This is a genomic window from Streptomyces sp. NPDC001410 (assembly GCF_042895235.1).
Lineage (GTDB): Bacteria > Actinomycetota > Actinomycetes > Streptomycetales > Streptomycetaceae > Streptomyces.
Genome location: NZ_JBIAWE010000024.1, coordinates 63,172 through 89,057 on the forward strand (window position 1 = coordinate 63,172; position 25,886 = coordinate 89,057).

The window sequence follows — 25,886 nt, forward strand, 5'->3', positions numbered from 1 at the left end:
CACGATCGACGTTACTGGCGGGTTAGTTGATTAGTAAAGACTGGCGACTTCACCGATGCGGCGCGCGTAGACCCGTCCCGACACTCCTGGCATCCCCACCCCTTTCAGGAGGCATCATGCAGCGCCACAAGCGTCGCATCGTCACAGCACTGTCGGCGACGACCGCATCGCTCCTTCTGGCACTCCCCCTCACCGCCGCCCCCGCGCACGCGGCAAGCCACGATCCGATCGTGTTCGTGCACGGCATCAGCAGCTCGGCGAGCAGCTGGGACGACTGGGTCGCGGACTTCGAGGCCGACGGATACAGCTCCTCGGAGCTGTTCGCCTGGTCGTACGACTGGACGAAGTCCAACGCCACCACCGCCCAGCAGTTGGCCGCCGAGGTCAAGAGCGTGCTGGCGCAGACCGGCGCCTCGAAGGTCGACATCGTCGTCCACTCCATGGGCGCGCTGGGCGGCCGCTACTACCTGAAGAACCTCGGCGGGACGTCGTACGTCGACCACTTCGTGTCGGTGGCCGGGGTGAACCACGGCACCTCCGTCGCCTCCCTGTGCGGGTGGCTGTACACCTCGTGCAAGGAGATGCAGACGGGCAGCGCGTTCCTGACCGCGCTGAACTCCGGTGACGAGACGCCGGGCAGTGTGGCGTACGCCGCCTACTGGTCGGACTGCGACGAGGCGATCGACCCCGACACCTCGGCCGAGCTGAGCGGGGCGACCAACGTCGACGTCGGCTGCGTCTCGCACACCGACATGAACAACGACCACGGCGTCTACGAACAGGTGCACGACTTCCTCTCGTGAGCCGTGACTCGTTCGGCGGGGGTGCGACGGGGACGTACGGGGGGACAATCTCCAGTAGGCCCGTCCTCCGGGAGGTTGCCATGCGGCTGTCGTCGGCCGGTTCCGGCAAGGTGGCGCAGAGTCCCGTCCACCACCCGCTGTTCGCCCGTTGCTACGCCCGGTTCAGTGTGGCCGCGGAGTCCCGGCTCGGGCTGGCCGGGGTGCGTGAGCGGCTGCTCGCGGGGCTGTCCGGGCGGGTGATCGAGATCGGTGCGGGCAACGGGCTGAACTTCTCCCACTACCCGGCGGCGGTCGCGGAGGTCGTGGCGATCGAACCGGAGCCGCTGCTGAGACAGTTGGCGCTGCAGTCCGCGCGGCACGCCCAGGTGCCGGTCGACGTGGTGCCCGGGGCGGCGGAGGCGCTGCCCGTCAAGAGCGAGGCCTTCGACGCGGTCGTGCTGTCGCTGGTGCTGTGCAGCGTGCGGGACGTGCCGCGGGCGCTGGCCGAGGCACGCCGGGTGCTCAGGCCCGGCGGCGAGGTGCGGTTCTTCGAGCACGGCCGGGGCGGCGGCCGGATGATGACGCTGACCCAGCGCACCCTGGACCGGAGGCTGTGGCCGGCGCTGAACGGCGGCTGCCACCTGTCCCGGGAGCCGGTGGCCGCGCTGCGCGAGGCCGGGTTCGAACTCGGCCCGCTGCGCCGGATGCTGGTGCCGGAGAAGGGTCCGAAGCTGCCCGCCTCGTACTGCGTGCTGGGGACCGCCTGGCGGCCCGAGGAGCCGGACCGGCGCTGATCACAGACTCCAGCGGCGCAGTTCCCGGGCGATGTCGTCGATGCTCGCCTCGCCGTTCTTGACCAGTCGTGCGAGGTCGCGGACCTGCTCGGGTGTCGTGACGACCTTCAGGCCGCCGGCGACCAGATAGGCGTAGGCGACGGCCGAGGCGAACAGCGCGTTGGAGCGCTCCAGCGCGGGCACGTGGATGAGCAGCTGGAGCAGGGCCGCGGCGCGGGCGTGCGGCGTGTCGTAGACGGGCACGCCGAATATCTCGGCCCGGTGCCGGGCGACGGCGGCGACCAGCGCGCCCCAGTCCGTGACCTGCGGATCCCCGGGCGTCCTCTGTTCGGCGAGCATGAGCAGCCAGGCGAGGTCGATGCTGAGATCGCTCAAGGGATCAGCTGCGACCCGCGCCGGAGTCGGTGCCGCGCGTCTCGGTGAACTCCTCGGCGAACACGGACTCGTACTGCTTCATGAAGTCGGCCGCGGCGTCCACGAAGGTGCGGCCGGCCTCCCCGGTGTCCTGTCTGACCAGCTCTTCGATGTAGCGGTTGACGCTCATGCCGCGGGCCAGGGCGCGCTCGCGGGCCGCGCGGGCGGTGTCCTCGTCCACGCGCACGTTCAGCTGGGTCTTCGCCATGCTTCGAAGCTAGCGCCGAGATGCTAGCAACGGCAAGAGCCGCCGGGCGGAAGGTGCCCCTTACACGGTCTCCGATTCCTCGGCCCCAGGGGGGATTCCGGCTGTGCGACGGGTCACACTAGGCTCGGCCCCGACCAGGAGTCGGGACGTCCAGGCGACCGGGAGGCGGTCTTGTCCACACCTGCTGCGGAGTACGCGCCGGGCCTGGCGCCGGACGGCGGGATCGCCGCCCGCGCCCGCGGGCTGACCAAGGCGTACGGCTCGGGCGAGACGGCCGTGCTCGCCCTGGACTCGGTCGACGTGGACATCGCACGCGGCCGGTTCACCGCCGTGATGGGTCCCTCGGGCTCGGGGAAGTCCACGCTGATGCACTGTCTGGCCGGACTGGACGACGCCTCGGCCGGTCAGGTCTGGATCGGCGACACGGAGATCACCGGCCTGAAGGACCGTGAGTTGACCCGGCTGCGCCGGGACCGGATCGGGTTCATGTTCCAGTCGTTCAACCTCATCCCGACGCTGAACGCGGCCGAGAACATCACGCTGCCCATGAACATCGCGGGCCGCAAGCCCGACGAGAAGTGGCTGGACCAGGTCATAGACACCCTCGGGCTGCGCGGGCGGCTGACCCATCGCCCGGCGCAGCTCTCGGGCGGTCAGCAGCAACGGGTCGCCTGCGCGCGGGCGCTGGCCTCCCGGCCCGAGCTGATCTTCGCCGACGAGCCGACCGGCAACCTGGACTCGCGGGCCGGGCTGGAGGTGCTGGGATTCCTGCGCAGCGCCGTGGACGACCTGGGGCAGACCGTCGTCATGGTCACCCACGACCCGGGCGCCGCCGCCCACTCCGACCTCGTGCTCTTTCTCGCCGACGGACGGATCGTGGACCGGATGGAGCGGCCGACCGCGGATGCCGTACTGGAGCGGATGAAGGCGTTCGACGTGGTGCGCGGACGGCTCGGCGACGACAGCCCCGCCCTGGAGGACTGACGCGGTGCTCAAGGCGACCTTGAGGAGCTTCCTCGCGCACAAGGGCCGGCTGGCGCTGTCCGCGCTGGCGGTCGTGCTGTCCGTCGCGTTCGTCGCGGGCAGCCTTATCTTCTCCGACACCGTCACCCGGACCTTCGACCGGCTGTTCGCCTCGACCTCCGCCGATGTGACCGTCGAGCCGAAGCAGGACCTGAAGTCCCCGGTGCCCAGCGGCGCGGTGCAGACCGTGCCCGCGGCCCTGAAGGCGCAGGTGGCGAAGGTCGACGGGGTCGCGGCGGCGCACGCGGACGTGTCGGTGCAGAACGTGGTGGTGGTCGACAGCGCCAACAAGTCGGTGGGCCCGACCACCGGTGCCCCGACGATCGCCACCTCCTGGTACGTCACCCATCGCAGCCCGGTGAAGCTGACCTCCGGTCATGCGCCGAACGGTGCGGGCGAGGCGCTGCTGGACGCGGACACCGCCGACAAGAAGCACGTACGGATCGGCGACACGCTGACCGTCCAGGCGCAGCCGGGCACCTTCCGGGTCCGGGTCGTCGGCATCGCCACGTTCACCACCACCAACCCGGGCGCAGCCCTGGTCTTCCTGGACCCCGCGGTGGCCGCCCGCGAACTGCTCGGCTCCGCCGACCGGGCCACCAGCATCTCGGTGGACGCGGCCAAGGGCGTGAGCGACCCGGAACTCAAGCGCCGTGTCGGCGCGGCCATCGGCACCGGCACCTACGACCTGAAGACCGCCGACGAGCAGGCCAAGTCGGCCGCGGCCGACCTCGGCGGCTTCCTGGACGTCATCAAGTACGTGATGCTGGGATTCGCCGGCATCGCCGTGCTCGTGGGCATCTTCCTGATCGTCAACACCTTCTCCATGCTGATCGCCCAGCGCACCCGTGAACTGGGCCTGCTGCGGGCCCTGGGCGCCGACCGGCGGCAGGTGCGGCGGTCGGTGCTCACCGAGGCGGTGCTGCTCGGTGTGGTCGGCTCCACGCTGGGCCTCGCGGCCGGAATCGGCCTGGCGTTCGGGCTGATCCGGCTGATGAGCGCGTTCGGGATGAACCTGAAGGCCACGGAGATGGTCATCGGCTGGGCGACGCCCGTCGCGGCGTACGTCGTCGGCGTCGGCGTCACCTTCGTCGCCGCGTACCTGCCCGCGCGGCGCGCCGCGGCCGTCTCGCCGATGGCGGCCCTCGCGGACGCGGAAGTCGCCGGTGTGGGCAAGCCGTTGAAGGTGCGGGCGATCGTCGGATCCGTGGTCGGGGCGGCCGGCGCGGCCGCGCTGGCCGGGTGCGCGGCGGCCACGAAGACCGCCTCGGCGGCCTCCCTGCTGGGCCTCGGCGTGGTGCTGACGCTGATCGCGACCGTCATCGCGGGACCGCTGCTGGTGCGCCCGGTGATCCGGGTCCTGGGCGGGGCCTTCCCCGCACTGTTCGGCTCGGTCGGCCGGATGAGCCAGCGCAACGCCCTGCGCAATCCGCGCCGTACCGGCGCCACCGCGGCCGCGCTGATGGTGGGCCTCGCGCTGGTCGGGGGGATGTCGGTGGCGAGCGCCTCCATGTCCGCGTCGTTCGACCGGCAGATCGACAAGACGCTGGGCGCCGACTTCACCGTCCAGAACACCAACTTCCTGCCGTTCACCCAGGAGATCACCGACAAGGTCCGCGGCACCGAGGGCGTACGGCTCGTCGTACGGCAGCGATTCGCGCCCGTGGCCGTACGCCTGCCCGACGGCAAACGGGTGGAGACGACCGCCGCCGGTTACGACCCTCAGGTGGACGAGGTCGCCCATGTCACCTACGCGGCCGGGAACAGCGCAGCGGCCCTCGCGGACGGCGCCCTCGGCATGGACGTCACCTTCGCCAGGAATCACCACGTGCGCCTGGGCAGCACCCTTCCTGTCGAGTTCCCCGGCGGCCGCACCACCGAGATGAGGGTCGGCGCCCTCACCGACCAGGACGGCAGCGGCGGATTCGGCATGCAGGGCGGGCTGTTCTTCGGCATCGCCACCGTGGAGAAGTACCTGCCCGGCGGCCAGGACGCCGCGCTCTACGTCGACAAGGCCGCCGGCACCGGCGCGGACCAGCTGCGCTCCCGGCTGGAGCGAACGCTGAAGCCCTACCCGCAGGTCCAGGTGCGCGACCAGGCCGACTACAAGAAACTCGTCCACGACCAGATCGCCGTGCTGCTCTACCTCGTGTACGCGCTGCTCGGGCTCGCGATCGTCATCGCCGTGCTCGGCGTGGTCAACACCCTCGCCCTGTCGGTGGTGGAGCGCACCCGGGAGATCGGACTGCTGCGCGCGATCGGTCTCGGCCGGCGGCAGCTCAGGCGGATGATCCGGCTGGAGTCGGTGGTGATCGCCGTGTTCGGCGCGGTCCTCGGGCTGGGGCTCGGGCTCGTGTGGGGCGTGTGCACCCAGCAGGTGCTGGCCCTGCAGGGCATGAGCGCGCTCGCCATCCCCTGGGGCACGATCGTCGGGGTGGTGATCGGCTCGGCCGTGGTGGGCATCGTGGCGGCCCTGCTGCCCGCGCTGCGGGCGTCCCGGATGAACGTTCTGGCGGCGATCGCGCACGAGTGAGCGTGTCCCGGACGTGATGGAATCACGGTCACAGACTCAAGTCACCTGATGTTGAGGAGAGTTCATGCCGCGCGCGTTCCGTTTCGGGGTCAGTCTGCTCACGCCGTCGCCCGCCGCCGAGTGGCGGGCCAAGTGCCGCCGCGCCGAGGAGCTGGGGTACGACGTGATCCTGGTCCCCGACCACCTCGGGATGGTCGCGCCGTTCCCCGCGCTGGTCGCGGCCGCGGAGGCCACCGAGCGACCCCGGCTCGGCACGTTCGTACTGAACGCGGGCCTCTGGAACCCCACCCTGCTGGCCCGCGAGGTCGCGACCACGGACGCGCTGACCGGCGGCCGGCTCGAACTCGGCCTGGGGACCGGCTACGTCCAGTCCGAGCACGAGGCGGCCGGGCTGCCGTACGGCTCCCCGCGCGAGCGGGTGGACCATCTGCGGCGCACGGTCGAGGAGCTTGACCGGCTGCTCGGCGCCGCGGATCACCTGCCCCGCCCGACCCAGAGCCGGGTGCCGCTGCTGCTCGGCGGCAACGGCGAGCGGATGCTGCGCCTGGCCGCGGAACACGCGGACGTCGTCGGCTTCACCGGGGCACGGCTGGTGCCGGGCACCACGACGGGGAAGCTGGAGCCCGTCGACGCGGAGGCGGTGGACGAGCGGGTGGCCCGCTACCGGGAGCTGGCGGCGGGCCGGGCCGAACCCGCCGAGCTGAACCTGCTGCTCCAGCTGGTGGCCGTCACCGACGACCCGGAGCCCGTGCTGAAGCCGCTGCTGGAGCGGCAGCCCGGGCTGACCCTGGAGCGCGCGCTGGCGCTGCCCATCGTGCTGGCCGGCCCGCTGGAGGAGGTCGTGGCGCGGGTGCGGGCGCAGCGGGAGCGGTTCGGTTTCTCGTACCTGACCGTCCTGGAGCCGTACATGGAGGCGTTCGCTCCGGTGATCGCCCGGTTGGGGGAGGAGTCCGCATGATGGAATTCCCCGGGCGGGAGCAGCCCGGTGTGCTGGGCTGAGTCCATGATCGAATTGCGCATACGTGCCGTCCGGCCCGCCGACCTGGACGCCGTCCTCGCCTTCTGGAAGACGGCCGCCGAGGGCACCAGCATCAGCGACGACCGCGCGGGGGTGGAGCGGCTGGTCACCCGCGACCCCGAGGCGCTGATCCTCGCGGAGCACGAGGGTGAGCTGGTCGGCACGGTGATCGCGGGCTTCGACGGCTGGCGCTGCCATCTGTACCGGCTCGCGGTGCATCCGGAGCGGCGGCGGCAGGGCATCGGCTCTGCGCTGCTGGCCGCCGCCGAGGAGCGGTTCGTACAGCTCGGCGGGCGGCGCGGGGACGCGATGGTGCTGGTCCGCAACGAGAGGGCGCACCACGCCTGGCGGGCGGCCGGGTACGCGCCGCAGGAGCAGTGGCGGCGCTGGACGAAGCCGCTCACCGACTAGGCGACTTTGCCCGTCCTTTACCATCGGGGGGAGCACTCGGTCCTCGATGAAAGGTTGTGAGCGTCCGCCCATGGGCGATCCCCCCAGTACGCGACACCGCGCGTTCCGCCCCGCCCTGCCCGATCATGGGACTGGGGTGACCCGATGACCGAAGTGCTGCTCCTTCTGGTGGCGATCCTGCTCTCGCTCGCCTGCGGCGCCTTCGTGGCCGCCGAGTTCTCGCTGACCACGGTCGAGCGCGGCGAGCTGGAGCGGGCCGTCGAGCGCGGCGAGCGCGGCGCGGCCGGCGCCCTGAAGGCCGTACGGAACCTGACCTTCCAGCTCTCCGGCGCACAGCTCGGCATCACGGTCACCAACCTGGTGGTCGGCATGCTCGCCGAACCGTCGATCGCCAAGCTGCTCGCCGGGCCGTTCGAGGCGATGGGGCTCTCGTCCGCCACGGCGGGCACGGCCGCGCTGGTGCTGGGCACGGCCCTGTCGACGGTGTTCCTGATGGTCGTCGGCGAGCTGGTGCCGAAGAACTGGGCGATCTCCTCGCCGCTGGCCATGGCCAAGCGGGTGGGCAACCCACAGCGCTGGTTCAGCGCCACCTTCCGCCCCTTCATCACGCACCTCAACAACATGGCCAACCGTGTGGTGCGCCGACTCGGCGTGGAGCCCACCGAAGAGCTGGCCGCGGCGCGCGGTCCCCAGGAGCTGGCAGCCCTCGCCCGGCACTCCGCCAAGGCGGGCGCGCTGGAGGCGGACACCGCAGAACTGTTCGTCCGGACGCTGAACCTGGCCGGCCTCACCGCGGAGAACGTGATGACCCCGCGCGTCCAGGTCGTGGCCCTCGACACCCTTGCGACCTGCGAGGACGTGGCGAACGCGACCCGGGCGACGGGCCTGTCCCGGTTCCCGGTCTACCGCGGCAGCCTCGACTCGGTCGTCGGCGTCGCCCACATCAAGGACGTCCTGGCCCTGCCCGCCGAGGAGCGGCCCCGCCGCTCGGTCACCCAGGTGGTGCGCGAGCCCCTGCTGGTGCCCGAGTCCCTCACCGTCGACCGGCTGCTGGACCGGCTCTCCGGCAAGCGCACCATGGCCGTCGTCATCGACGAGTACGGCGGCACGGCCGGCGTGGCGACGCTGGAGGACATCGTCGAGGAGGTCGTCGGCGAGGTACGGGACGAACACGACCCGCACGAGACGCCCGACCTCGCCCCCGCCGGCGCCGACGAGACGGGCCGGGCCCTGTACTCCGCGGACGGCGCCGCCCGCACCGACCAGCTCGCGCGCGTGGGTCTGCGCGTGCCCGAAGGGCCGTACGAGACCCTGGCCGGCCTGGTCGCCACCGAGCTGGGCCGCATACCCGAGGTCGGCGACAGAGTCGAGGTGGCCGGCTGGCGACTGGACGTGGTGGACGCCTCGGGGCACCGGTCGGCCCGCGTGCTGCTGCACGCGCCGCTGGACGACGCGAAGGGCACCGAGCGGAGCGACGGGAAGACGGAGGGGGCGCGATGACCGTCGTACAGCTGCTGATCGGTCTGACGACGCTGGTCGTCAACGCCTTCTTCGTGGGGGCCGAGTTCGCGCTGATCTCCGTGCGCCGCTCCCAGATCGAACCGCTCGCCCAGGAGGGCGACCGGCGCGCGAAGAGCGTGCTGTGGGGTCTGGAGCACGTCTCCGCGCTGCTGGCCGCCGCCCAGCTGGGCATCACGCTGTGCACGCTGGTCCTGGGTGTGGTCGCCGAGCCGGCGATCGCGCATCTGCTGGAGCCGGTGTTCCACGCGGTCGGCGTGTCCAAGAGCGCGGGCCACGCCGTGTCCTTCGTGATCGCGCTGACCCTGGCCACCTATCTGCACATGCTGCTGGGCGAGATGGTGCCCAAGAACATCGCGCTGGCCGAGCCCGTGCACAGCGCGCTGCTGCTCGGCCCTCCCCTGGTCGCGCTGTCCCGGGCGCTGCGCCCGGTGATCTTCGCGATCAACACCTTCGCCAACGGGCTGCTGAAGCTGCTCAGGGTGGAGGCCAAGGGCGAGGTCGCGGCGACCTTCACGGACACCGAACTCGCCGACATCGTCAAGGACGCCAGCGCGGCGGGACTGATCGACGACCGGGCGCAGGAGCGGCTGCACGACGCCCTGGAGCTGGGCAGACGGCCGGTGCGGGACGTGGTCGTGCCCCTGGAGCGGGTGGTGTACGCCCGCGTGGGCGTCACGGCGGAGCAGCTGGAGCGGCTGTCGGCCGATTCGGGCTTCTCCCGGTTCCCGGTGGTCGACGAGGGCCGCCGGATCGTCGGGTATCTGCACGTCAAGGACGCGCTGGACGCCCTGCCCCGGGACACGCCGTTCCGGCTGCGCGACATGCGGCCCATCGCGCGGGTGCGCGAGAGCACCCCGCTGGACGACGTCCTCACCGCGATGCGGGGCAGCCGTACGCACGTGGCCGGCGTGCTCGGCGACGACGGGCGGCTGGCCGGTCTGGTGACCATGGAGGACGTGCTGCGGGAGCTGTTCGCGCAGCCGGCTTGAGGGGCGTCGCGTCCCGGATCGTCCGGGGTGACCGACCGCTGGGTATGGAGCCGGGATACCATCGCTGTCGCCATGCAGACGAATCCCATACCTCCCACGCACACCAGCCTGGTCGCGGTCGGCGACTCCTTCACCGAGGGCATGTCGGACCTGCTGCCCGACGGCTCCTACCGGGGCTGGGCCGACCTGCTCGCCACGCGGATGGCCGCCCGCACCCCCGGGTTCCGGTACGCCAACCTCGCGGTGCGCGGCAAGCTCATCGGGCAGATCGTGGACGAGCAGGTCGACGTGGCGGCCGCGATGAACCCCGACGTGATCACGCTCGTCGGCGGGCTCAACGACACGCTGCGGCCCAAGTGCGACATGGGCCGGGTACGGGGGCTGCTGACGGAGGCCGTCGAGCGGCTGGCCCCCAGCTGCCGGCAGCTCGTGCTGATGCGCAGCCCCGGCCGGCAGGGCCCGGTGCTGGAGCGGTTCCGGCCGCGCATGGAGGAGCTGTTCGGCTGCGTCGACGAGCTGGCCGAGCGGCACGGCGCCCTGGTCGTCGACCTGTACGGGGCGCCGTCGCTGGCCGACCCGCGGCTGTGGGACGTGGACCGGCTGCATCTGACGGCCGAGGGGCACCGCCGGGTCGCCGAGGCGGTGTGGCAGACGCTCGGCTACCCGACGGAGGACGCCGAGTGGCGTACGCCGATGCCGGCCACCGAGCCGCCCGGGTGGGTCTCGCGGCGGGCCGCGGACGCCCGGTTCGCCAAGCAGCACCTGCTGCCGTGGATCGGCCGCCGCCTGACCGGCCGCTCCTCCGGCGACGGCCGCCCGGCGAAGCGGCCGGAGCTGCTGCCGTACGAGGGGCCGGCGTAGCGTACTCGTGAGCTTTGGGGAGGCCAGGGCCTGGCCCGGGCACCCGCCTTACCGTGCCGACATGCCGGCACAGCTCGCCGATTCGAGTCCGTCGTGACGCAGGTCTCGTAGCTTCCGCTGAAGAGGGCCCTGGCGGTGGCCTGCACAAACCGCCAGTAGAATCTGGACACGTGACTTCTGCGCCCGCCAAGCCCCGCATCCCGAACGTCCTCGCCGGACGCTACGCCTCCACCGAGCTCGCCACGCTCTGGTCCCCCGAGCAGAAGGTGAAGCTGGAGCGGCAGCTCTGGCTCGCCGTGCTGCGGGCCCAGAAGGATCTCGGCATCGAGGTGCCGGACGAGGCGATCGCCGACTACGAGCGCGTCCTCGACACCGTGGACCTGGCCTCGATCGCCGAGCGCGAGAAGGTCACCCGGCACGACGTGAAGGCGCGGATCGAGGAGTTCAACGACCTCGCCGGGCACGAGCACGTGCACAAGGGCATGACCTCCCGTGACCTGACGGAGAACGTCGAGCAGCTGCAGATCCGGCTGTCGCTGGAGCTGATGCGCGACCGCACGGTGGCCGTGCTGGCGCGGCTGGGCAAGCTGGCCGGCGAGTACGCCGAGCTGGTCATGGCCGGCCGCTCGCACAACGTGGCCGCGCAGGCCACGACCCTCGGCAAGCGCTTCGCGACCGCCGCCGACGAGCTGCTCGTGGCCCACGGCCGGGTCGAGGAGCTGCTGGGCCGCTACCCGCTGCGTGGCATCAAGGGCCCGGTCGGCACCGCGCAGGACATGCTGGACCTGCTGGGCGGTGACGCCTCGAAGCTCGCCGACCTGGAGGACCGGATCGCGCGGCACCTGGGCTTCTCGCAGGCGTTCACCTCGGTCGGCCAGGTCTACCCTCGCTCGCTGGACTACGAGGTCGTGACCGCGCTGGTGCAGCTGGCGGCGGCGCCGTCCTCGCTGGCCAAGACGATCCGGCTGATGGCCGGGCACGAGCTGGTCACCGAGGGCTTCAAGCCGGGCCAGGTCGGCTCCTCGGCGATGCCGCACAAGATGAACACCCGCTCCTGCGAGCGCGTCAACGGCCTGATGGTGATCCTGCGCGGCTACGCCTCGATGACCGGTGAGCTGGCGGGCGACCAGTGGAACGAGGGCGACGTCTCCTGCTCGGTGGTGCGCCGCGTCGCGCTGCCGGACGCGTTCTTCGCCCTTGACGGCCTGCTGGAGACCTTCCTGACGGTGCTCGACGAGTTCGGCGCCTTCCCCGCCGTGGTCGCCCGTGAGCTGGACCGCTACCTGCCGTTCCTCGCCACCACCAAGGTGCTCATGGGCGCCGTGCGCTCCGGGGTCGGCCGCGAGGTCGCGCACGAGGCGATCAAGGAGAACGCCGTCGCCACCGCGCTCGCCATGCGCGAGCAGGGCGCCGAGCGCAACGACCTGCTCGACAAGCTCGCCGCCGACGAGCGGCTGCCGCTCGACCGGGAGCAGCTGGCGGCACTGATGGCCGACAAGCTGTCCTTCACCGGCGCGGCCGCCGACCAGGTCGGCGTGGTCGTCGGCCGGATCGAGGAGATCGTCAAGCAGCGCCCGGAGGCCGCCGGCTACACGCCCGGAGCGATCCTCTGACCCTCCCCCAAGCTCTCGGCTCCGCTCGAGCAGGGAGCCCCCTTGCCCAGGCGGAACTGGAGGCCGCCCGCGACCGTCTCGTCCCCGACGTGGTCGCGGACGGTCTCCAGGTGCTGTTCTGCGGCATCAACCCGGGGCTGATGACGGCGGCCACGGGCCATCACTTCGCCCGCCCGGGCAACCGCTTCTGGCCGGTGCTGCACCTGTCCGGGTTCACCCCGAGGCTGCTGAAGCCCGCGGAGCAGCAGGAGCTGCTGTCGTACGGGCTCGGCATCACGAACGTGGTGGCCCGGGCGACCGCGCGGGCCGACGAGTTGAGCGCCGAGGAGTACGTCGAGGGCGGGCGGCTGCTGACGGCCAAGGTGACGCGACGGCGGCCGAAGTGGCTGGCCGTGGTCGGGGTGACCGCGTACCGGGCGGCTTTCGGGGACCGCAAGGCTCAAGTGGGGCCGCAGGATCGGATGATCGGGGACACGCGGGTGTGGGTGCTGCCCAATCCCAGCGGGCTGAACGCGCATTGGACGGCGGCGACGATGGCGGAGGAGTTCGCGCTGCTGCGGGAGGCCGCGGGCGGCGCGTCGGATCAGGGGGGATCCGTTTCGGTCACGACGCCGAGGAGTTGAAAGGGCAGCTCCTTGTCCCACTGGGAGACGCCGAGGGCGACCCATCGGCCCGTCCCGGCCGCCTCCCACAGGTGGACGTCCGGCACGTGCCCACTGAGTCCGGCCCACGGCTCGGGTATGTCCTCGCCCTCCGTCGTCCGACCGAAGACGCTGCGCAGGCTGAAGTGCTGCGGTGGCCCCCACCGGTCGGTGAGCCGCTCCACGAGGCCGTCCCGGTCGGCCTCGTACTGCGCCGCCGTCTCCTCCCGTTCGGTGCCGTCGTCCTCCCAGAACTCGCCGCTGGTCTGTAAGGCGACCAGGTGATAGCCGGGCCCGCTCGCGCCGTGCTCCGTCCTGCCGTGCGCCGTGGGGAACTCCCCGGCGCACAGCAGGTCGATGAGGGTCAGACACTTCGCGATGTCCATGTGATCCAGTAAAGCGGGCCCCACTGACAATTGGCGGGCCGTCAGGCAAGCCGGTGCCGGGCCGCCAGGCCGCCTCGTGCCGGGCCGCCGGAGCCCGGCACTCGCCGGGGTGGGCCCGGCCGAGTACGATCCGCCCAACACGCCCGCGAGCTGGGAGGACCGACGGTGGGCCAGCTGACCGGCGGCGATCCCTCGCTGCTGCGAAGGATCAATTCCGCGGTGGTGCTGCACGCGCTGCGTGCCACGGACTGCGCGACGCTCACCGAGATCACCCGGGTCACGGGGTTGTCCCGGCCGACCGTCGAGGGAGTCGTCGAAGGGCTCATCGAAGCGGGGCTCGTGGTCGAGAAGGCGGCCGAGGAGGGCACCGCACGCCGTCAGGGGCGACCGGCTCGCCGATTCCGGTTCCGCGCCGAGGCCGGGCATCTGCTGGGCCTGGAGATCGGCGCCCACCGCGTCGCCGCGCTCCTCTCGGACCTGGACGGACGGGTGCTGGGCGCGCAGGCCAAAGAGGTGGACGAGACGGCCCCGGCGGACGAACGCCTGGAGCGACTGCGCGGCGCCGTCGCCGAGCTGCTGCGCCGGACCGGGGTCGCGCGCAGTTCGCTGCGGGCGGTGGGCGTGGGCACTCCGGGCATCGTGGAGGCCGACGGCACGGTACGGCTGGGCACGGCCCTGCCGCAGTGGACGGGCCTGAAGCTCGGCGAGCGGCTCAGCCGCTCCTTCAAGTGCCCGGTGCTGGTGGAGAACGACGCCAACGCGGCGGCCGTCGCCGAGCACTGGAAGGGTGCGGCGACGGAGACGGACGACGTGGTGTTCGTGCTGGCCGGGCTCAGCCCGGGCGCGGGTTCACTGATCGGCGGACGGCTGCACCGCGGGTACGGCGGGGCGGCCGGTGAGATCGGCGCGCTCCATCTGCTGGGCCGGGAGGTGACCCCGGAGACGCTGCTGTCCACCACCGACGAGCCGCTGCACCCGCTGGACGAACAGGCCGTCGCAGAGGTGTTCGCACTCGCCCGCGAGGGCGACCAGCGGGCTCGGGCGGCCGTCGAACGCTTCATCCAGCGCCTGGTCCACGACGTGGCCGCGCTGGTGCTGGCCCTCGACCCGGAGCTGGTCGTGATCGGCGGCTGGGCGGCCGGCCTGGACGGCGTACTCGATCCCCTGCGGCGCGAACTCGCCCGCTACTGCCTGCGCCCACCCCGGGTGACGCTGTCCCTCCTGGGCGAGGCAGCCGTGGCCACAGGCGCCCTCCGCCTCGCCCTCGACCATGTCGAGGAACAGCTGTTCGCGGTGGAGGGCACGGTCACGGCGCGGCGATAGGGCCTGTCCGGCGGATCGCGTCGCGGGGAGGCAGCGCTGCCTGATCAGCACGGGTGGGCGGGGCCTGGTGCCTGGAGCTGCACGGCGGACGGGCGGGACACCGCGCGCCCCGGAGGGGTTCCGGGGCGCGGTGGGGTCGGCTGAGGCTCAGGAGGCCCGCTGCTCGGGGTCGTGGTGTATCTCCACGTCGGGCGAGTCGCCGAAGGTGAGGCGGCAGGTGTCGGCGCGGTAGGTCGCCACGGAGAGGGCCACGGTGCGGCCGCCCGCGAAGAAGCGGGTGGTGACGACCAGGACGGGTGCGCCGGGCAGCCGGTCGAGGTCCTTGGCGTCGTCCGCGCGGGCCGAGCCCAGCTCGACGGCGCGGTCCTGGCCCTCCAGCTCCTGGCGCTGCAGCTCGCGCAGCACCGCACGCGCGCGTGCCGGGCCGGACGGGGCGTCGATCGCGGTGAGGTCGGGCACCGAGGCGGCCGGGACGTAGAGCAGTTCGGTGGCGACGAGCTGGCCGTGGGACATCCGGGAGCGGCGCACGATGTGCACGGGCTCGCCGGAGTCGGCCTCCAGGGCGGCGGCCACGGCCACCGGCGGCGCGGACTGGACGCAGTCGACCGGCTGCCAGGCGTCGTCCGCGGCCCCCGGCCAGGCGTGCTGCTCGCTGCCGACGGCCACGCCCACGCGCGGGGGCGCGACGGTCGTGCCGACACCGCGGCGACGCTGCAGCCGGCCTTCCAGCTCCAGCTGCTCCAAGGCCTGGCGGAGCGTTGCACGGGCCACGCCGAAGCGGGCGGCGAGGTCGCGCTCGTTGGGCAGGATCTCGCCGACCGAGAACTCGGAGTCGAGTGCCTCACTGAGCACGGTCTTGAGATGCCAGTACTTCGGTTCCGGCACCGATTCCAGCTGCTGGGTCCCCACCCTGTCCTCCGCAAGAGCCGTGGTCCGGCGGTTTTTAGCGCCCTTGTTTATTAAAGGTTGTTGCACTTATCTGCGACCATAGGGCGGCCGAAACCCTTGGTCAAGACCAATCCTCGATCCCTGAGGCAACACACGGGGGCGGCGCCGTGGAGCGTTCACGAGGCGTTCGTACGCGGCCGCATGGGTGACATCGCGGCAAAGCCCGTGTCGTACGACCTGGGCTTTCGTGCCGGTACGGCTCAGCGGCCGGCCAGGGACCGCAGCTTGTCCGGGTTGCGGATGAGGTACACGGTGCTGATGCGACCGTCGGCGACGTCCACCTGGAAGACGGTGTCGGGCTTGTCCCCCGAAAGAGTGAGCACGAGCTGCCGTACGCCCGCCCCATCCCATCCGACACGCCCCTCGGCGTCCAGGCGGAATCGACCCGTTCCGCACCGGTCCGGACCACAATGTCCGCGGACCGTCGGTGGCCGGCGGCCGGGGTCCGGGAGGTGACCGATGCGCTACGCGGTGCTGGGCACGGGAGAGGTGGGCCGCACGCTGGCGGGCAGGCTGGTGGAGCTGGGGTACGAGGTGACCCTCGGGTCCCGGACGAAGGACAATCCGATCGCGGTGGAGTGGGCGACGGCCGCGGGCGGGCGGGCGCACGCGGGCTCGTTCGCGGACGCGGCCGCGGCGGCCGACGTCGCCATCAATGCGGTGGGCGGCCGGGTGGCGCTCGACGCGCTGCGCGCGGCGGGGGCGAAGCACCTGCACGGCAAGGTCCTGCTGGACGTCTGCAATCCGCTGGCGTTCGAGGACGGACGGCTGCGGCTCGACCCGGTGGAGTCGGACAGCGTGGCCGAGCAGATCCAGCGGGCCTTCCCGCACGCGCGCGTGGTGAAGACGCTGAACACGGTCAACTGCCAGGTGATGGTGGCTCCGGCGCGGGTGCCGGGCGACCACAATCTGTTCGTGTGCGGTGACGACGACTCCGCCAAGCAGCAGGCGACGGAACTGCTCGTGGAGTTCGGCTGGCCGGCGGACCGGGTGCTGGACCTGGGCGGCATCCGGTCGGCACGGTCCGTGGAGATGCTGCTGCCCCTGTGGTTCGACCTCTTCCAGAAGTTCGGGCACGCGGACTTCAACTTCGAGGTGCGCCGGGGGCATTGAGGCCGGTGCGGGCGCGGCGGCGCCACACCGGGGGGCTACCCGTCGGTAGTAATTGCTGACAAGCTGTCTACGGCGTCCGTCAGCAGCCCAGACGAGGAGCACCCCCATGTCCGCCACCGTCTCCTTCACGGTCCCCACTCCGCACGGCCCGAAGGACGTGACCGTCTCCTACGCGCGCGTGGGACGCGGTGAACCGCTGGTCCTGCTGCACGGTATCGGCCATCACCGGCAGGCCTGGGACCCGGTGGTGGACATCCTCGCCACCGAGCGCGAGGTGATCGCGGTGGACCTGCCGGGCTTCGGCGCGTCCCCCGGCCTGCCGGCCGGCCTGGACTACGACCTGCCCACGACCAACTCCGTGCTCGGCGCCCTGTTCGAGGCGCTGGAGCTGGACCGCCCGCACGTGGCCGGCAACTCGCTGGGCGGCCTGCTGGCCCTGGAGCTGGGTCGCGAGAAGCGGGTACGGTCCGTCACGGCGCTCTCCCCGGCCGGTTTCTGGACGCAGCCCGAGCGGCGCTACGCCTTCGCGCTGCTGCTCACGATGCGGGGCATAGCCCAGCGGCTCCCGCTGCCCCTGGTTGAGCGGCTGTCGCGCACGGCGGCCGGACGCACCGCGCTGACGAGCACCATCTACGGCCGTCCCGCACGCCGTTCACCCGAGGCCGTGGTGGCCGAGACGCTCGCGCTCGTGGGGGCCACCGGTTTCGACGCGACCCTGCGGGCGGGCACCACCGTCCAGTTCACCGACGATCTGCCGGGCCTGCCGGTCACCGTGGCCTGGGGCACCCGGGACCGGCTCCTCGTGCGCCGCCAGGGCGTCCGCGCCAAGACGATCATCCCGCACGCCCGGCTGGTGCGGCTGCCCGGCTGCGGGCACTGCCCGATGAGCGACGATCCGGCGCTGGTCGCCCGGGTGATCCTCGACGGCAGCCGCTGACCGGCGCCGGCGTACGGGACGCCGCGCGACAGGCAGGCGTTCGCCGAGGGGGCCCGGCGCGCCGGAGCCGAGGGCGACCCCGGCACCGACCAGGGCGCTGCCCACGGCCTGCACGGGGCCGTAGGAGCCGGTGCCGACCAGCGGGGCGGTGCAGGCGGCGGCCACCGGGATAAGCCCGGAGAAGAGCGTGGCCCGCTCCGCTCCGAGCCGCTGCATGCCCATGTACCAGCACACGAAGCCGACGACGGTGACGACCGCCGCCTGCCACAGCAGCGCGGCGGTCTCCGCGGCGCCGGGACGGCGCAGCCACGCGCCGCCGTCCAGGACCGCACCGGCGAGCGCGGCCTCGACGGCGGCGACGGCGCTCACCGTCGCGGACAGCAGCCGCGGCCCGAGCGGCCGCAGCACCGGCACGGCGAGGACCGCGAACCCCACCTCGCCGCCCAGCGCGCACGCCGAGAACGCGATTCCCGGCCCGTCCGTACGGCCCCAGCCCTGCACGGTGAACGCGCCGGCGGCGACGAGCAGGGCGCCGTGGAGCACCGCGCGCTGCGGGCGGCGCCCGTCGAGGAGCGGGACGACGACGGCCACCACGACCGGTGCGCAGCCGACGAAGACACCCGGCACCGCGGGTTCCGCGCTGCGTTCGGCGGCGATGACGGCCAGGTTGAAGCCGACCATGCCGACGGCCGCCAGCAGCCCGAGGCGGAGCCACCGGCGAAGGCCGAGCGCGCGCAGCCGCGGACCGGCGTCCCGTCCGACGAGCGGGGCGAGCAGCAGGCAGGCGAGCGCGTAGCGCAGGAACTGGCCGCCGGCGTACGGGTAGTGGCCCAGGACGCTGTTGGCGGTGAAGGACCCGCCGACGAGCACACAGGCGAGGGCGGCGAGGAGGGCGCCGCGGGTGGTGGTGGCTTTCATGACCGCGACGCTAGGAAGCGGCGTGGTCCGGTTTAAGGTCCACTTCCATGACGTCATCGGGGACCAATACGGCCGGTCTCATGGGCTCCGCCGCGTGGGAGCTGCTGTTGCCCGCGGCCTCGGCACCAACGCGCGCGCGTGGTCGTGCCCTCCAGGCGGCGCTGCGCGAGGCGATCCGCTCGGGCCGGCTCACGCCCGGCACCCGTCTGCCGTCCAGCCGGGACCTCGCCGCCGACCTCGGCGTGTCACGGGGGTTGGTCACGGAGGCGTACGAGCAGCTGACGGCCGAGGGGTATCTGCGCAGCGGCCGGGGCGCGGGAACGTGGGTGGGCGACGCGGTACGGGCGGCCCGGCCCGGCGCGCGGGACCTCGCGCCCCGCTCCCCCGGCACCCGGGCCGACTTCGTCCCGGGCACGCCGGACCTCTCGCTGTTCCCGCGGGCCGCCTGGGCCGCCGCACAGCGTGCCGTGCTGGCCGAGCTGCCGCACCACGACCTCGGCTACCCGGACCCGCGCGGGCTGCCCCGGCTGCGCACCGCGCTCGCCGGACTGCTGGCCCGCCGCCGGGGCGTGGTGGCCGACCCGGAGCGGATCGTGGTGGTCTCCGGGGTCGCCCAGGCGAGCGCCCTGGTCGGATCCGTGCTCCACGCGCGCGGGATGCGCTCGATCGGGGTCGAGGACCCGGGCAGTCCGCAGCACGACGGCCTGTACGCGGCGGCCGGCCTGGGCGCCGTACCGCTGCCGCTGGACGAGGACGGCCTGGCGCTCGGCCCGCTGCGCGCGTCCGGTGTACGGGCCGTGGTGTCCACGCCGGCCCACCAGTACCCCACCGGGATCGCGTACTCGGCGCGGCGGCGTGCCGAACTGCTCGGCTGGGCACGGTCGGTGGACGGCCTGGTGCTGGAGGACGACTACGACGGCGACTTCCGCTACGACCGCGCACCGGTGGGCGCCCTCCAGGGCCTCGATCCGGAACGTGTCGCCTACATGGGCTCGGTCAGCAAGTCCCTCGCCCCCGGGCTGCGACTGGGCTGGCTGCTGGTTCCCGCGGCCCTGACGGAGGAGATCGTCGAGCGCAAACGGACCATGGACCTCGGCCATCCCTCGCTCGACCAGGCGCTGTTCGCGCACTTCCTGGAGCGCGGCGACTACGACCGGCAGCTGCGCCGCTGCCAGCGCGCCTACCGGGAGCGGCGCGACGCCCTGGTCGCCGCCCTGGCCGAGCACTTCCCCGAGACGCGGGTGTCCGGGATCGCCGCGGGCCTGCACGCCATCGCCGAACTCCCCGAACGGTTCGGCCCGCAGGAGGACTTCCTGAAGCGGGTCGCCGACGCCGGCATCGCCGTACGGCCGCTCAGCGCCTGCACGCACGCGCGTACCGGTGACGGCGGTGTGCGCCTGGTGCTCGGGTACGCGCATCTGCCTCCGGCCCGGATCCGGGCCGGGGTACGCCTGATGGCCGAGGCGCTCGGCGGGTGACCCTCGGCCGGGCGCCCGGTTGTTCACTTGCGGTTTGCGTGGGCGCCGCAGCGCCCCAGTAGGTGTGGCTCTGCACACTGGCCGGATCCCGTTCCTGGAGGCACAGCCATGTCCCACAGTCCCTTCCCCGGCCGCCGCAGCGTTCTGCGCGGCTCCCTCGCCGCGTCGGCGGCCCTGACCCTGCCCGCGGGCCTCGGCGCGGCACCGGCGTTCGCCCTCTCCGGCCGCCCCGAGGCGGGCTGGGGCGTGCAGACGGGTGACGTGACCGCCGACTCGGGCCTGGTGTGGGTGCGTTCGGACCGGCCGGCCCGGATGATCGTGGAGACCTCGGCCACCGAGTCGTTCCGCAACCCGCGCAGATGGCACGGCCCGCTGCTGGGCGCCGACACGGACTTCACCGGCACCACCCGGCTGCACGGCCTGCACTCCGGCGAGCAGGTCCACTACCGCGTGCTGCTCGCCGACCCGGACGACCCGCGCCGCACCGGCGAGCCCGTGACCGGCACCTTCCGCACCGCCTCCCGGCACCGCCGCGACGGCGTGCGCTTCCTGTGGTCGGGCGACCTGGCCGGGCAGGGCTGGGGCATCAACCCCGACCTCGGCGGCTACCGGATCTACAACGCGATGGCCGAGCTGGACCCGGACTTCTTCCTGTGCAGCGGCGACAACATCTACGCCGACGGCCCGATCAGCGCCACCCAGGCCCTGCCGGACGGCTCCACCTGGCGGAACGTCACCACCGAGGAGAAGGCGAAGGTCGCCGAGACCCTCGCCGAGTACCGGGGAAACTTCCGCTACAACCTGCTCGACGAGAACCTGAAGCGGTTCAACGCCCGGGTGCCGTCCGTCATCCAGTGGGACGACCACGAGGTGCGCAACAACTGGTACCCGGGCGAGGTGATCGCCTCCACCGACACCCGGTACACCGAGAAGAGCATCGACGTGCTGGCGGCGCGCGCCCGGCGGGCGTTCAGCGAGTACTTCCCGATCTCCACGCTGCGGCCGGGCGCGAAGGAGGGCCGCGTCTACCGCGTGCTGCACCAGGGCCCGCTGCTGGACGTGTTCGTGCTGGACATGCGCACCTACCGCAACGCCAACTCGCCCGACAACCAGACCGTGGCCCCGCAGGGCATCCTCGGCCGGGAGCAGCTGGAGTGGCTCAAGCGGGAGCTGTCCCGCTCGCGTACGGTGTGGAAGGTGATCGCCGCCGACATGCCGCTCGGCCTCGTGGTGCCCGACCCGATGGAGGGCAAGCCGAACCTCGAGGCGGTGGCGCAGGGCGACCCGGGCGCGCCGCTGGGCCGTGAGCTGCAGATCGCCGAGCTGCTGCGCTTCATCAAGCACCGGCGGATCACCGGCACGCTGTGGCTGACGGCGGACGTGCACTACACCTCGGCCCAGCACTACCAGCCGGCGCGGGCCGCGTTCACGGACTTCGAGCCGTTCTGGGAGTTCGTCTCCGGGCCGCTGAACGCCGGCGCGTTCCCGGCCAACGCGCTGGACAACACGTTCGGTCCGGAGCGGGTGTTCGTGAAGGCGCCGACCGCGGCGAACATCTCGCCCGCCGGCGGCTACCAGTTCTTCGGCGAGGTCGACATCGACGGCGACAGCGGCGAACTGACGGTACGGCTGCGCGAGCAGGACGGCACGGTGCTGTTCACGCAGACGCTGCAGCCGGGCCGGGTCGGCCAGTAGGAGATCGCGGGGCCGCCGGGTCCCGTACGCTCGAAGCCGTGCCGCGCACCGGCGTCATCCCCCGGAGCGCGGCACGGTCTGCCGCCCGGCAACTCCACCGTCGGGCGGGTTTTTTCGCAGGTCAGGCCGATTGTCAGTGGTCGCCTCTACGGTTTTTCCCATGACGCGATCACTGCAGGCCGTGGCCTATCGCCGACCCTCCGCGCTCGAGTCCGCGGCGGACGGGCGCCGCCTCGGGCTGGAAACGTCCCGGGGTGCGACACCCACGGGTGTGCAGGACCATCCGCGGTTCTTCGCGGGCTTTCTGACCGCGCCTCAGGTCGCTGCGGCGGCGCTGCTTGCGGTGGCCGACGTGGCGGCCGCGCGTTACTACCAGCCGCAGCTGCGCGCCTCGCTCGACCCGGTGGTGACCGGCAACGGCGACCGGCTGCGCTTCGAGTCCTTTTCCGGCTGCGGCGGGGTGTACGCCCGGCTGGACGTCCTCACTCCGGGTCTCGACGGCGGCGAGGTGGGGCACGGCACGACGAACGTCGACGTCAACAACCCGCTGCGCGAGGCTCTGTCCCGGGTCGGCACGGACGATCCGCTCCATCTGCGGGTCGGCCCGGACGAGTTGGCGGTCACCACGTTGGACGGCCCGGTGGTGGAGAAGAAGGTCCCGCTGCCCGACCGGTGGCTGCGCGGCTTCGCCGAGGCCCAGGTGATCGCGGCCGGGTTCGACCTGCGGGCCGAGCTGCCGGCGGACGAGGCGGTGCGGTTCCTGCGCGGGCTGCCGAGGGCGGGCGGTGCGCGGCGGGCCTCGGGCGGACCGCGCTGGGTGGTCCCGGTGGGCCGCGGACTGCGGCCGACGACGCGACCGGTGCCGGGTGCGGTGTGCCTGCCGGGTCCGGAGCGGCTGGCCGCGCTGCAGCGGGTGCTGCGGCATGCGACGGCCCTGCGGGTGTACGGCCCCGCGGTCGGCGGTGCGGCTAGTACGGCCGCCGCCTGGGAGGTCGTCCTGCCCGGCATGCGGCTCACGCTCACTCTGTCGCCGGACGCCTCGCGCGGCTTCTCCGGCGAGGGCGGCGTCCTGGACGCGCTCGCCACCGACGAGGCCGCCGGGGACGCCGAGCTGATAGCCGTGCTGCTGGCGTGGGAACCCCGCGTCGACGTGGCCGACCTCGCGGCCGCCTCGGGCCTGACGCCCGAGCGGGTGCGCGCCGCCCTGGTCCGCCTCGGCACCTCGGGCCGCGTCGGATACGACACGGCGGAGGCGGCCTACTTCCACCGTGAGCTGCCCTACGACGCCGAGCGCGTGGAGAAGCACAATCCGCGGCTGCGCTCGGCCAGAGCCCTGGTGGCGGCGGACGCGGTGACCCTCGACGGCGCCCTGGCCACGGTGACCGCCGAGGACGGCCATGTGCACCGGGTGCGGGACGAGGCGGGGGTGCTCACCTGCAGCTGTCTGTGGTGGGCGAAGTACCGGGGCGGACGCGGGCCGTGCAAGCACGCGCTGGCGGTGCGGATGGTGCGGCGGGGCGCCGCGGTGGCACTGGACATGGTGGCGATCGACGGGGGCGTGCGATGAGTGAGCTGATGGAGGCGGTGCGGGCCGGGCGCACGGCGGAGACGCTGCGGCTGGTGCAGGGCATGACGGCGGCCGAACGGCGCGCGTCGCTGCCGGATCTGAAGGAGCTGCGCAAGGAGTTGCGGGCCGCACCGCCGTGGGAGGGCCGGTCCGAGAAGATCCGCCCGGCGCTGCACCTGGCGGGGGCAGCCTGCCACACGGGAGCCGCGGCGGCCGCGGCCTGGCTCGCGGCCAGCGACCTGCGGTGGCGGCAGGCGTCCGCGGAGTCACTCCTGCGGGTGCTGGAGGGCCGGGACACGGGCTGGCTGGCCGATGTGGCGCACCGGCTGGCCCAGCGGCCGGTGTCCGCGCGGGTGCCGTACGCCCTGATGGCGGGGCTGGTGAGCCGGTCGGGCTGCGAGGTCCCGGTGACGGACGCCTATGTGGCCGGCTGGATCCGGCACGTCAGCGTCGGCGACGGCAGCTGGCGCCGGGAGGGCGTCGCCGACGTGCTGCGCCGTGAGCCGAACCTGGCCACGCTGATCGGCGGGCTGTTCACGCTCTCGGATCTCTCCGAGGTCCGCTGGCTGCTCGGCGAGGGACCGGGCTCCTGGCAGAGCGCACTCGCGGCACTCGCCCAGGAGGGCTCCCTGGACCGTGAGTTCCTGGTCGACGCCTGTGTCGCCCGGCTGCTGCGCGGCGGCGGCCCCACCGACCACCGGATCTTCCTGCCGATGCTGACGGGACTCGCGCTCACCCGGGAGGAGGAGCGGGCGCGGATCCCGGACTGGACGGCGCTGTCCCGCGACGCGGTCTCCCCCGTCGCCTCGCACGCACAGGCGGTGCTCACCGGCCTGGCGCTGGAGGGTGATCTGACCTCCCGGCAGCTGGCCGAGGCCTCCGAAGGGCTGCTGTTCCGCAGCGAGAAGAAGCTCGTGCGGGCCCAGCTCGTCCTGCTCGGCAAGGTGCTCTCCCGCGACCCCGGCACGGCGGCGGAGCTGCTGCCGGTCGTGGCCCAGGCGTTCGGAAACGAGGACACCCAGGTGCAGGAGCGGGCGCTCAAGCTCGTCGAACGGCACCTGAAGAAGCTCGACGCCGACGAGGTCCGCGAGGAACTCGCCCATGCCGCACAGCAGTTGTCCCCGGCACTGCGCGCCCGGGCGGCCGCCGCGCTGGGCGTCGCGCAGAGCGAGTTCGAGGAGGTGTACGAGGAGGTGCTGCCGCCCGCCCCGGAGCCGTTCCGGCTGGGGCCCGCGCCGCTGACGGCCGAGGAGGTGGCCGAGGAGATGGGGGCGCTGCTGGCCTCCGAGGGTGACGTGGCCGCGTTCGAGCGGGCGCTGGACGGTCTGGTGCGGCACGCGTACGAAGATCCGGAGGCACTGCGCCGGGCACTCGTGCCGGTGGTCGCGAACAGCTGGTGGGCCACGGACGAGGACCGGCAGTGGCCGCGGACCGACGACATGTTCAGCAACTCCCGCTACGGCCTCTTCAGCGCCCAGCAAGGCCTCGAACTGCTCCTCGCGACCCTGCACGGCAAGGTGAGCACGGCGACGCTCCACGCCGCGGTGCGCAAGGGGCCGCAGGAACACGAGTGCCCGCACAGCGGCCTCGCCCGGGTCTTCGACGCGCGGCTGCGCGAGGTGGCGTACCGCCTGCGCACGGAACCGATGCCGCTGCTGCTCGCCACGCCCACCTGGAGCACGGGCCTGCTGGAGCCGGCGGAGCTGGTGGCCCGCCTGGCGGAGTACCGGCGTCTGGACGCCCGGGTCTGTGCGACCGACTTCGCCCAGGCCCTGCTGCGGGTGCGCAGGGACGACCGTGCGGCGGCCGAGGAGGCGGCGGGGCGGGCCAGGGCGCTCGGCACTGCGGAGGGGGCGCGGCTGGCCCGCTGGCTGGGCGGCACCAACGCCGCCCTCCCCGAGGCCACGCGGCATACCGACGGCGAGCGCATCCTTCTGGAGCTGGCCGAGCTCCCCGAGTTGCAGGACGGTTTCCCGCAGGAGTTCCACCGGCTCGGCCGACCGCTGTCCCCCATCTCCTGCGGCTGGCAGTGCAGACACTGGGACCCCGCCACGCGCCGGCACTGGCTCGCCGTGCTCCCGGAGCGGCGGGAGCTGGTCGCGGCCCGGATGCTGCAGGATCTGGCCGACACGGCCGTGGACGACGAGCGCGGTACCGGCGTCCTTCCGCTGCTCGCCGAATCCGGCGGCGTGGCGGGCGAGGCCGTGCACCTGTGCGTGGCGTACGGGCTCGGTGCGCGGCACCAGGAGGACCGACTCGCGGCCGTGGACGCCCTGCTGGTGCTCGCCGCGCGGGGGCAGCTCGACGCGGCGCGGCTGGGCGCGGATCTGGGCGAGCTGGTGGGGGGCGGTGCGGTGAAGCCGCAGCGGCTGGCCGAGTCGGTACGGACGGCGGCGGCCACGGGAGCCAATGCGACGATATGGGAGCTGCTCCGGCACGCCCTGCCCGTTCCGCTGGCCGGTCTGGCGACCGCCCGCCCGGAGGCGGCGGCCGTCGCGGCCCGGGGCCTCGGGGACCTGATGGCCGTGGCGGCGGAGTGCGCCGAGCGGTCCGGCGCGCGCGGAGAGGTGCCGCACCTGGCGGAGGCCGCCGCGCGTGGCGGCTCCTCCCGTCTGGTCGTCCAGGCGCGGCGGCTGCGGGATGCGCTGGCCGAGGAGGTGGCCGCCTGAGCCGGACCGGCAAGCCCGCCCCACCGCAACTATAGAAAGCGCAA

The 25,886-nt window shown here is 73.1% G+C and carries 22 protein-coding genes and 2 pseudogenes; 18 read left to right on the plus strand and 6 right to left on the minus strand.

Annotated features, from left to right (window positions below; genetic code table 11):
* Positions 1–116 precede the first annotated feature (116 nt).
* Both ACFY3C_RS39325 and ACFY3C_RS39330 read left to right on the plus strand, forming a co-directional pair.
* Positions 117–803 carry an esterase/lipase family protein gene (locus ACFY3C_RS39325; RefSeq protein ID WP_390774249.1) on the plus strand — a complete coding sequence of 229 codons (687 nt, stop codon included), beginning with the start codon at positions 117–119 and terminating at the stop codon, positions 801–803.
* Positions 804–883: 80 nt separating this feature from the next.
* Entirely contained in the window at positions 884–1,576 is a 693-nt protein-coding gene (locus ACFY3C_RS39330) for a class I SAM-dependent methyltransferase (RefSeq protein WP_386579848.1), read from the plus strand.
* On the opposite strand, the gene ACFY3C_RS39335 is transcribed toward ACFY3C_RS39330, so the two are convergent.
* Positions 1,577–1,951, minus strand: coding sequence for a fic family toxin-antitoxin system, toxin component (locus tag ACFY3C_RS39335; RefSeq protein ID WP_386579846.1), 375 nt, complete (start codon positions 1,949–1,951; stop codon positions 1,577–1,579).
* Positions 1,952–1,955: 4 nt separating this feature from the next.
* Entirely contained in the window at positions 1,956–2,198 is a 243-nt protein-coding gene (locus tag ACFY3C_RS39340) for a toxin-antitoxin system HicB family antitoxin (RefSeq protein ID WP_386579844.1), read from the minus strand.
* Between the two features lie 171 nt (positions 2,199–2,369).
* On the opposite strand from ACFY3C_RS39340, the gene ACFY3C_RS39345 reads away from it, so the two are divergent.
* The 9 genes from ACFY3C_RS39345 (at position 2,370) to mug (ending at position 12,790) form a co-directional block, all read left to right on the plus strand.
* Positions 2,370–3,182: an ABC transporter ATP-binding protein gene (locus ACFY3C_RS39345; protein ID WP_386579842.1), complete on the plus strand. Its 813-nt coding sequence runs from the start codon at positions 2,370–2,372 to the stop codon at positions 3,180–3,182.
* Between the two features lie 4 nt (positions 3,183–3,186).
* Positions 3,187–5,754, plus strand: a complete 2,568-nt coding sequence (locus tag ACFY3C_RS39350) for an ABC transporter permease (RefSeq protein WP_390774250.1) — start codon at positions 3,187–3,189, stop codon at positions 5,752–5,754.
* Between the two features lie 64 nt (positions 5,755–5,818).
* On the plus strand, positions 5,819–6,712 hold the full coding sequence (locus tag ACFY3C_RS39355; RefSeq protein WP_386579838.1) for an LLM class F420-dependent oxidoreductase: 894 nt from the start codon (positions 5,819–5,821) through the stop codon (positions 6,710–6,712).
* A 45-nt stretch (positions 6,713–6,757) separates the two neighbouring features.
* A complete protein-coding gene (locus ACFY3C_RS39360) occupies positions 6,758–7,183 on the plus strand; it encodes a GNAT family N-acetyltransferase (RefSeq protein WP_390774251.1) in 426 nt (141 codons plus the stop codon).
* 144 nt (positions 7,184–7,327) lie between these two features.
* The gene (locus tag ACFY3C_RS39365; protein ID WP_390774252.1) at positions 7,328–8,683 is read left to right on the plus strand and encodes a hemolysin family protein; all 1,356 of its coding nucleotides are present in this window, start codon (positions 7,328–7,330) and stop codon (positions 8,681–8,683) included.
* A complete protein-coding gene (locus tag ACFY3C_RS39370; RefSeq protein ID WP_386579833.1) occupies positions 8,680–9,693 on the plus strand; it encodes a hemolysin family protein in 1,014 nt (337 codons plus the stop codon). Before ACFY3C_RS39365 ends, ACFY3C_RS39370 begins: the two co-directional genes overlap by 4 nt.
* 72 nt (positions 9,694–9,765) lie before the next feature.
* A complete protein-coding gene (locus ACFY3C_RS39375) occupies positions 9,766–10,554 on the plus strand; it encodes an SGNH/GDSL hydrolase family protein (RefSeq protein ID WP_386579831.1) in 789 nt (262 codons plus the stop codon).
* 170 nt (positions 10,555–10,724) lie between these two features.
* Positions 10,725–12,167, plus strand: a complete 1,443-nt coding sequence (gene purB, locus ACFY3C_RS39380; RefSeq protein ID WP_386579830.1) for an adenylosuccinate lyase — start codon at positions 10,725–10,727, stop codon at positions 12,165–12,167.
* A gap of 89 nt (positions 12,168–12,256) precedes the next feature.
* Entirely contained in the window at positions 12,257–12,790 is a 534-nt protein-coding gene (gene mug / locus ACFY3C_RS39385) for a G/U mismatch-specific DNA glycosylase (protein ID WP_390774253.1), read from the plus strand.
* Here mug and ACFY3C_RS39390 read toward each other — a convergent pair.
* Positions 12,751–13,194, minus strand: coding sequence for a hypothetical protein (locus ACFY3C_RS39390; protein WP_390774254.1), 444 nt, complete (start codon positions 13,192–13,194; stop codon positions 12,751–12,753). The genes mug and ACFY3C_RS39390 overlap by 40 nt on opposite strands.
* 165 nt (positions 13,195–13,359) lie before the next feature.
* On the opposite strand from ACFY3C_RS39390, the gene ACFY3C_RS39395 reads away from it, so the two are divergent.
* Complete coding sequence (locus ACFY3C_RS39395; protein ID WP_390774255.1) at positions 13,360–14,517, plus strand: ROK family transcriptional regulator; 1,158 nt, start codon at positions 13,360–13,362, stop codon at positions 14,515–14,517.
* 147 nt (positions 14,518–14,664) lie between these two features.
* On the opposite strand, the gene ACFY3C_RS39400 is transcribed toward ACFY3C_RS39395, so the two are convergent.
* Together ACFY3C_RS39400 and ACFY3C_RS39405 are read right to left on the minus strand one after the other, a co-directional pair.
* A complete protein-coding gene (locus ACFY3C_RS39400; protein WP_386579822.1) occupies positions 14,665–15,426 on the minus strand; it encodes a GntR family transcriptional regulator in 762 nt (253 codons plus the stop codon).
* A gap of 239 nt (positions 15,427–15,665) precedes the next feature.
* A pseudogene (locus tag ACFY3C_RS39405) lies at positions 15,666–15,788 on the minus strand (RNA polymerase subunit sigma-24); the annotation flags it as partial.
* A gap of 136 nt (positions 15,789–15,924) precedes the next feature.
* Here ACFY3C_RS39405 and ACFY3C_RS39410 point away from each other — a divergent pair.
* Entirely contained in the window at positions 15,925–16,578 is a 654-nt protein-coding gene (locus ACFY3C_RS39410) for an NADPH-dependent F420 reductase (protein ID WP_390774256.1), read from the plus strand.
* 106 nt (positions 16,579–16,684) lie between these two features.
* Positions 16,685–17,515 (plus strand): alpha/beta fold hydrolase, encoded by an 831-nt coding sequence (locus ACFY3C_RS39415; protein ID WP_390774257.1) that lies wholly within the window; start codon positions 16,685–16,687, stop codon positions 17,513–17,515.
* A gap of 129 nt (positions 17,516–17,644) precedes the next feature.
* On the opposite strand, the pseudogene ACFY3C_RS39420 reads toward ACFY3C_RS39415, so the two are convergent.
* Positions 17,645–18,490 (minus strand): annotated as a pseudogene (locus ACFY3C_RS39420) (EamA family transporter); the annotation flags it as partial.
* On the opposite strand from ACFY3C_RS39420, the gene ACFY3C_RS39425 reads away from it, so the two are divergent.
* The 4 genes from ACFY3C_RS39425 to ACFY3C_RS39440 all read left to right on the plus strand — a co-directional run bounded on the left by ACFY3C_RS39425 (position 18,481) and on the right by ACFY3C_RS39440 (position 25,842).
* Entirely contained in the window at positions 18,481–19,911 is a 1,431-nt protein-coding gene (locus ACFY3C_RS39425) for a PLP-dependent aminotransferase family protein (RefSeq protein WP_390774258.1), read from the plus strand. The pseudogene ACFY3C_RS39420 and the gene ACFY3C_RS39425 sit on opposite strands and share 10 nt — an antisense overlap.
* Positions 19,912–20,019: 108 nt before the next feature.
* Positions 20,020–21,606, plus strand: a complete 1,587-nt coding sequence (locus tag ACFY3C_RS39430) for an alkaline phosphatase D family protein (RefSeq protein WP_390774259.1) — start codon at positions 20,020–20,022, stop codon at positions 21,604–21,606.
* 160 nt (positions 21,607–21,766) lie between these two features.
* On the plus strand, positions 21,767–23,173 hold the full coding sequence (locus tag ACFY3C_RS39435; protein ID WP_390774260.1) for an SWIM zinc finger family protein: 1,407 nt from the start codon (positions 21,767–21,769) through the stop codon (positions 23,171–23,173).
* Positions 23,170–25,842, plus strand: coding sequence for a DUF6493 family protein (locus ACFY3C_RS39440; protein ID WP_390774261.1), 2,673 nt, complete (start codon positions 23,170–23,172; stop codon positions 25,840–25,842). The genes ACFY3C_RS39435 and ACFY3C_RS39440 overlap by 4 nt, the downstream gene beginning before the upstream one ends.
* Positions 25,843–25,886 lie beyond the last annotated feature (44 nt).

Bases quoted from the DNA above. Each gene is read 5' to 3' on its own strand.
- ACFY3C_RS39325 (WP_390774249.1), top strand. From the start codon at position 117: ATGCAGCGCCACAAGCGTCGCATCGTCACAGCACTGTCGGCGACGACC.
- ACFY3C_RS39330 (WP_386579848.1), top strand. From the start codon at position 884: ATGCGGCTGTCGTCGGCCGGTTCCGGCAAGGTGGCGCAGAGTCCCGTC.
- ACFY3C_RS39340 (WP_386579844.1), bottom strand. From the start codon at position 2,198: ATGGCGAAGACCCAGCTGAACGTGCGCGTGGACGAGGACACCGCCCGC.
- ACFY3C_RS39355 (WP_386579838.1), top strand. From the start codon at position 5,819: ATGCCGCGCGCGTTCCGTTTCGGGGTCAGTCTGCTCACGCCGTCGCCC.
- ACFY3C_RS39360 (WP_390774251.1), top strand. From the start codon at position 6,758: ATGATCGAATTGCGCATACGTGCCGTCCGGCCCGCCGACCTGGACGCC.
- ACFY3C_RS39365 (WP_390774252.1), top strand. From the start codon at position 7,328: ATGACCGAAGTGCTGCTCCTTCTGGTGGCGATCCTGCTCTCGCTCGCC.
- ACFY3C_RS39370 (WP_386579833.1), top strand. From the start codon at position 8,680: ATGACCGTCGTACAGCTGCTGATCGGTCTGACGACGCTGGTCGTCAAC.
- ACFY3C_RS39375 (WP_386579831.1), top strand. From the start codon at position 9,766: ATGCAGACGAATCCCATACCTCCCACGCACACCAGCCTGGTCGCGGTC.
- ACFY3C_RS39390 (WP_390774254.1), bottom strand. From the start codon at position 13,194: ATGGACATCGCGAAGTGTCTGACCCTCATCGACCTGCTGTGCGCCGGG.
- ACFY3C_RS39410 (WP_390774256.1), top strand. From the start codon at position 15,925: ATGCGCTACGCGGTGCTGGGCACGGGAGAGGTGGGCCGCACGCTGGCG.
- ACFY3C_RS39415 (WP_390774257.1), top strand. From the start codon at position 16,685: ATGTCCGCCACCGTCTCCTTCACGGTCCCCACTCCGCACGGCCCGAAG.
- ACFY3C_RS39425 (WP_390774258.1), top strand. From the start codon at position 18,481: ATGACGTCATCGGGGACCAATACGGCCGGTCTCATGGGCTCCGCCGCG.
- ACFY3C_RS39430 (WP_390774259.1), top strand. From the start codon at position 20,020: ATGTCCCACAGTCCCTTCCCCGGCCGCCGCAGCGTTCTGCGCGGCTCC.
- ACFY3C_RS39435 (WP_390774260.1), top strand. From the start codon at position 21,767: ATGACGCGATCACTGCAGGCCGTGGCCTATCGCCGACCCTCCGCGCTC.
- ACFY3C_RS39440 (WP_390774261.1), top strand. From the start codon at position 23,170: ATGAGTGAGCTGATGGAGGCGGTGCGGGCCGGGCGCACGGCGGAGACG.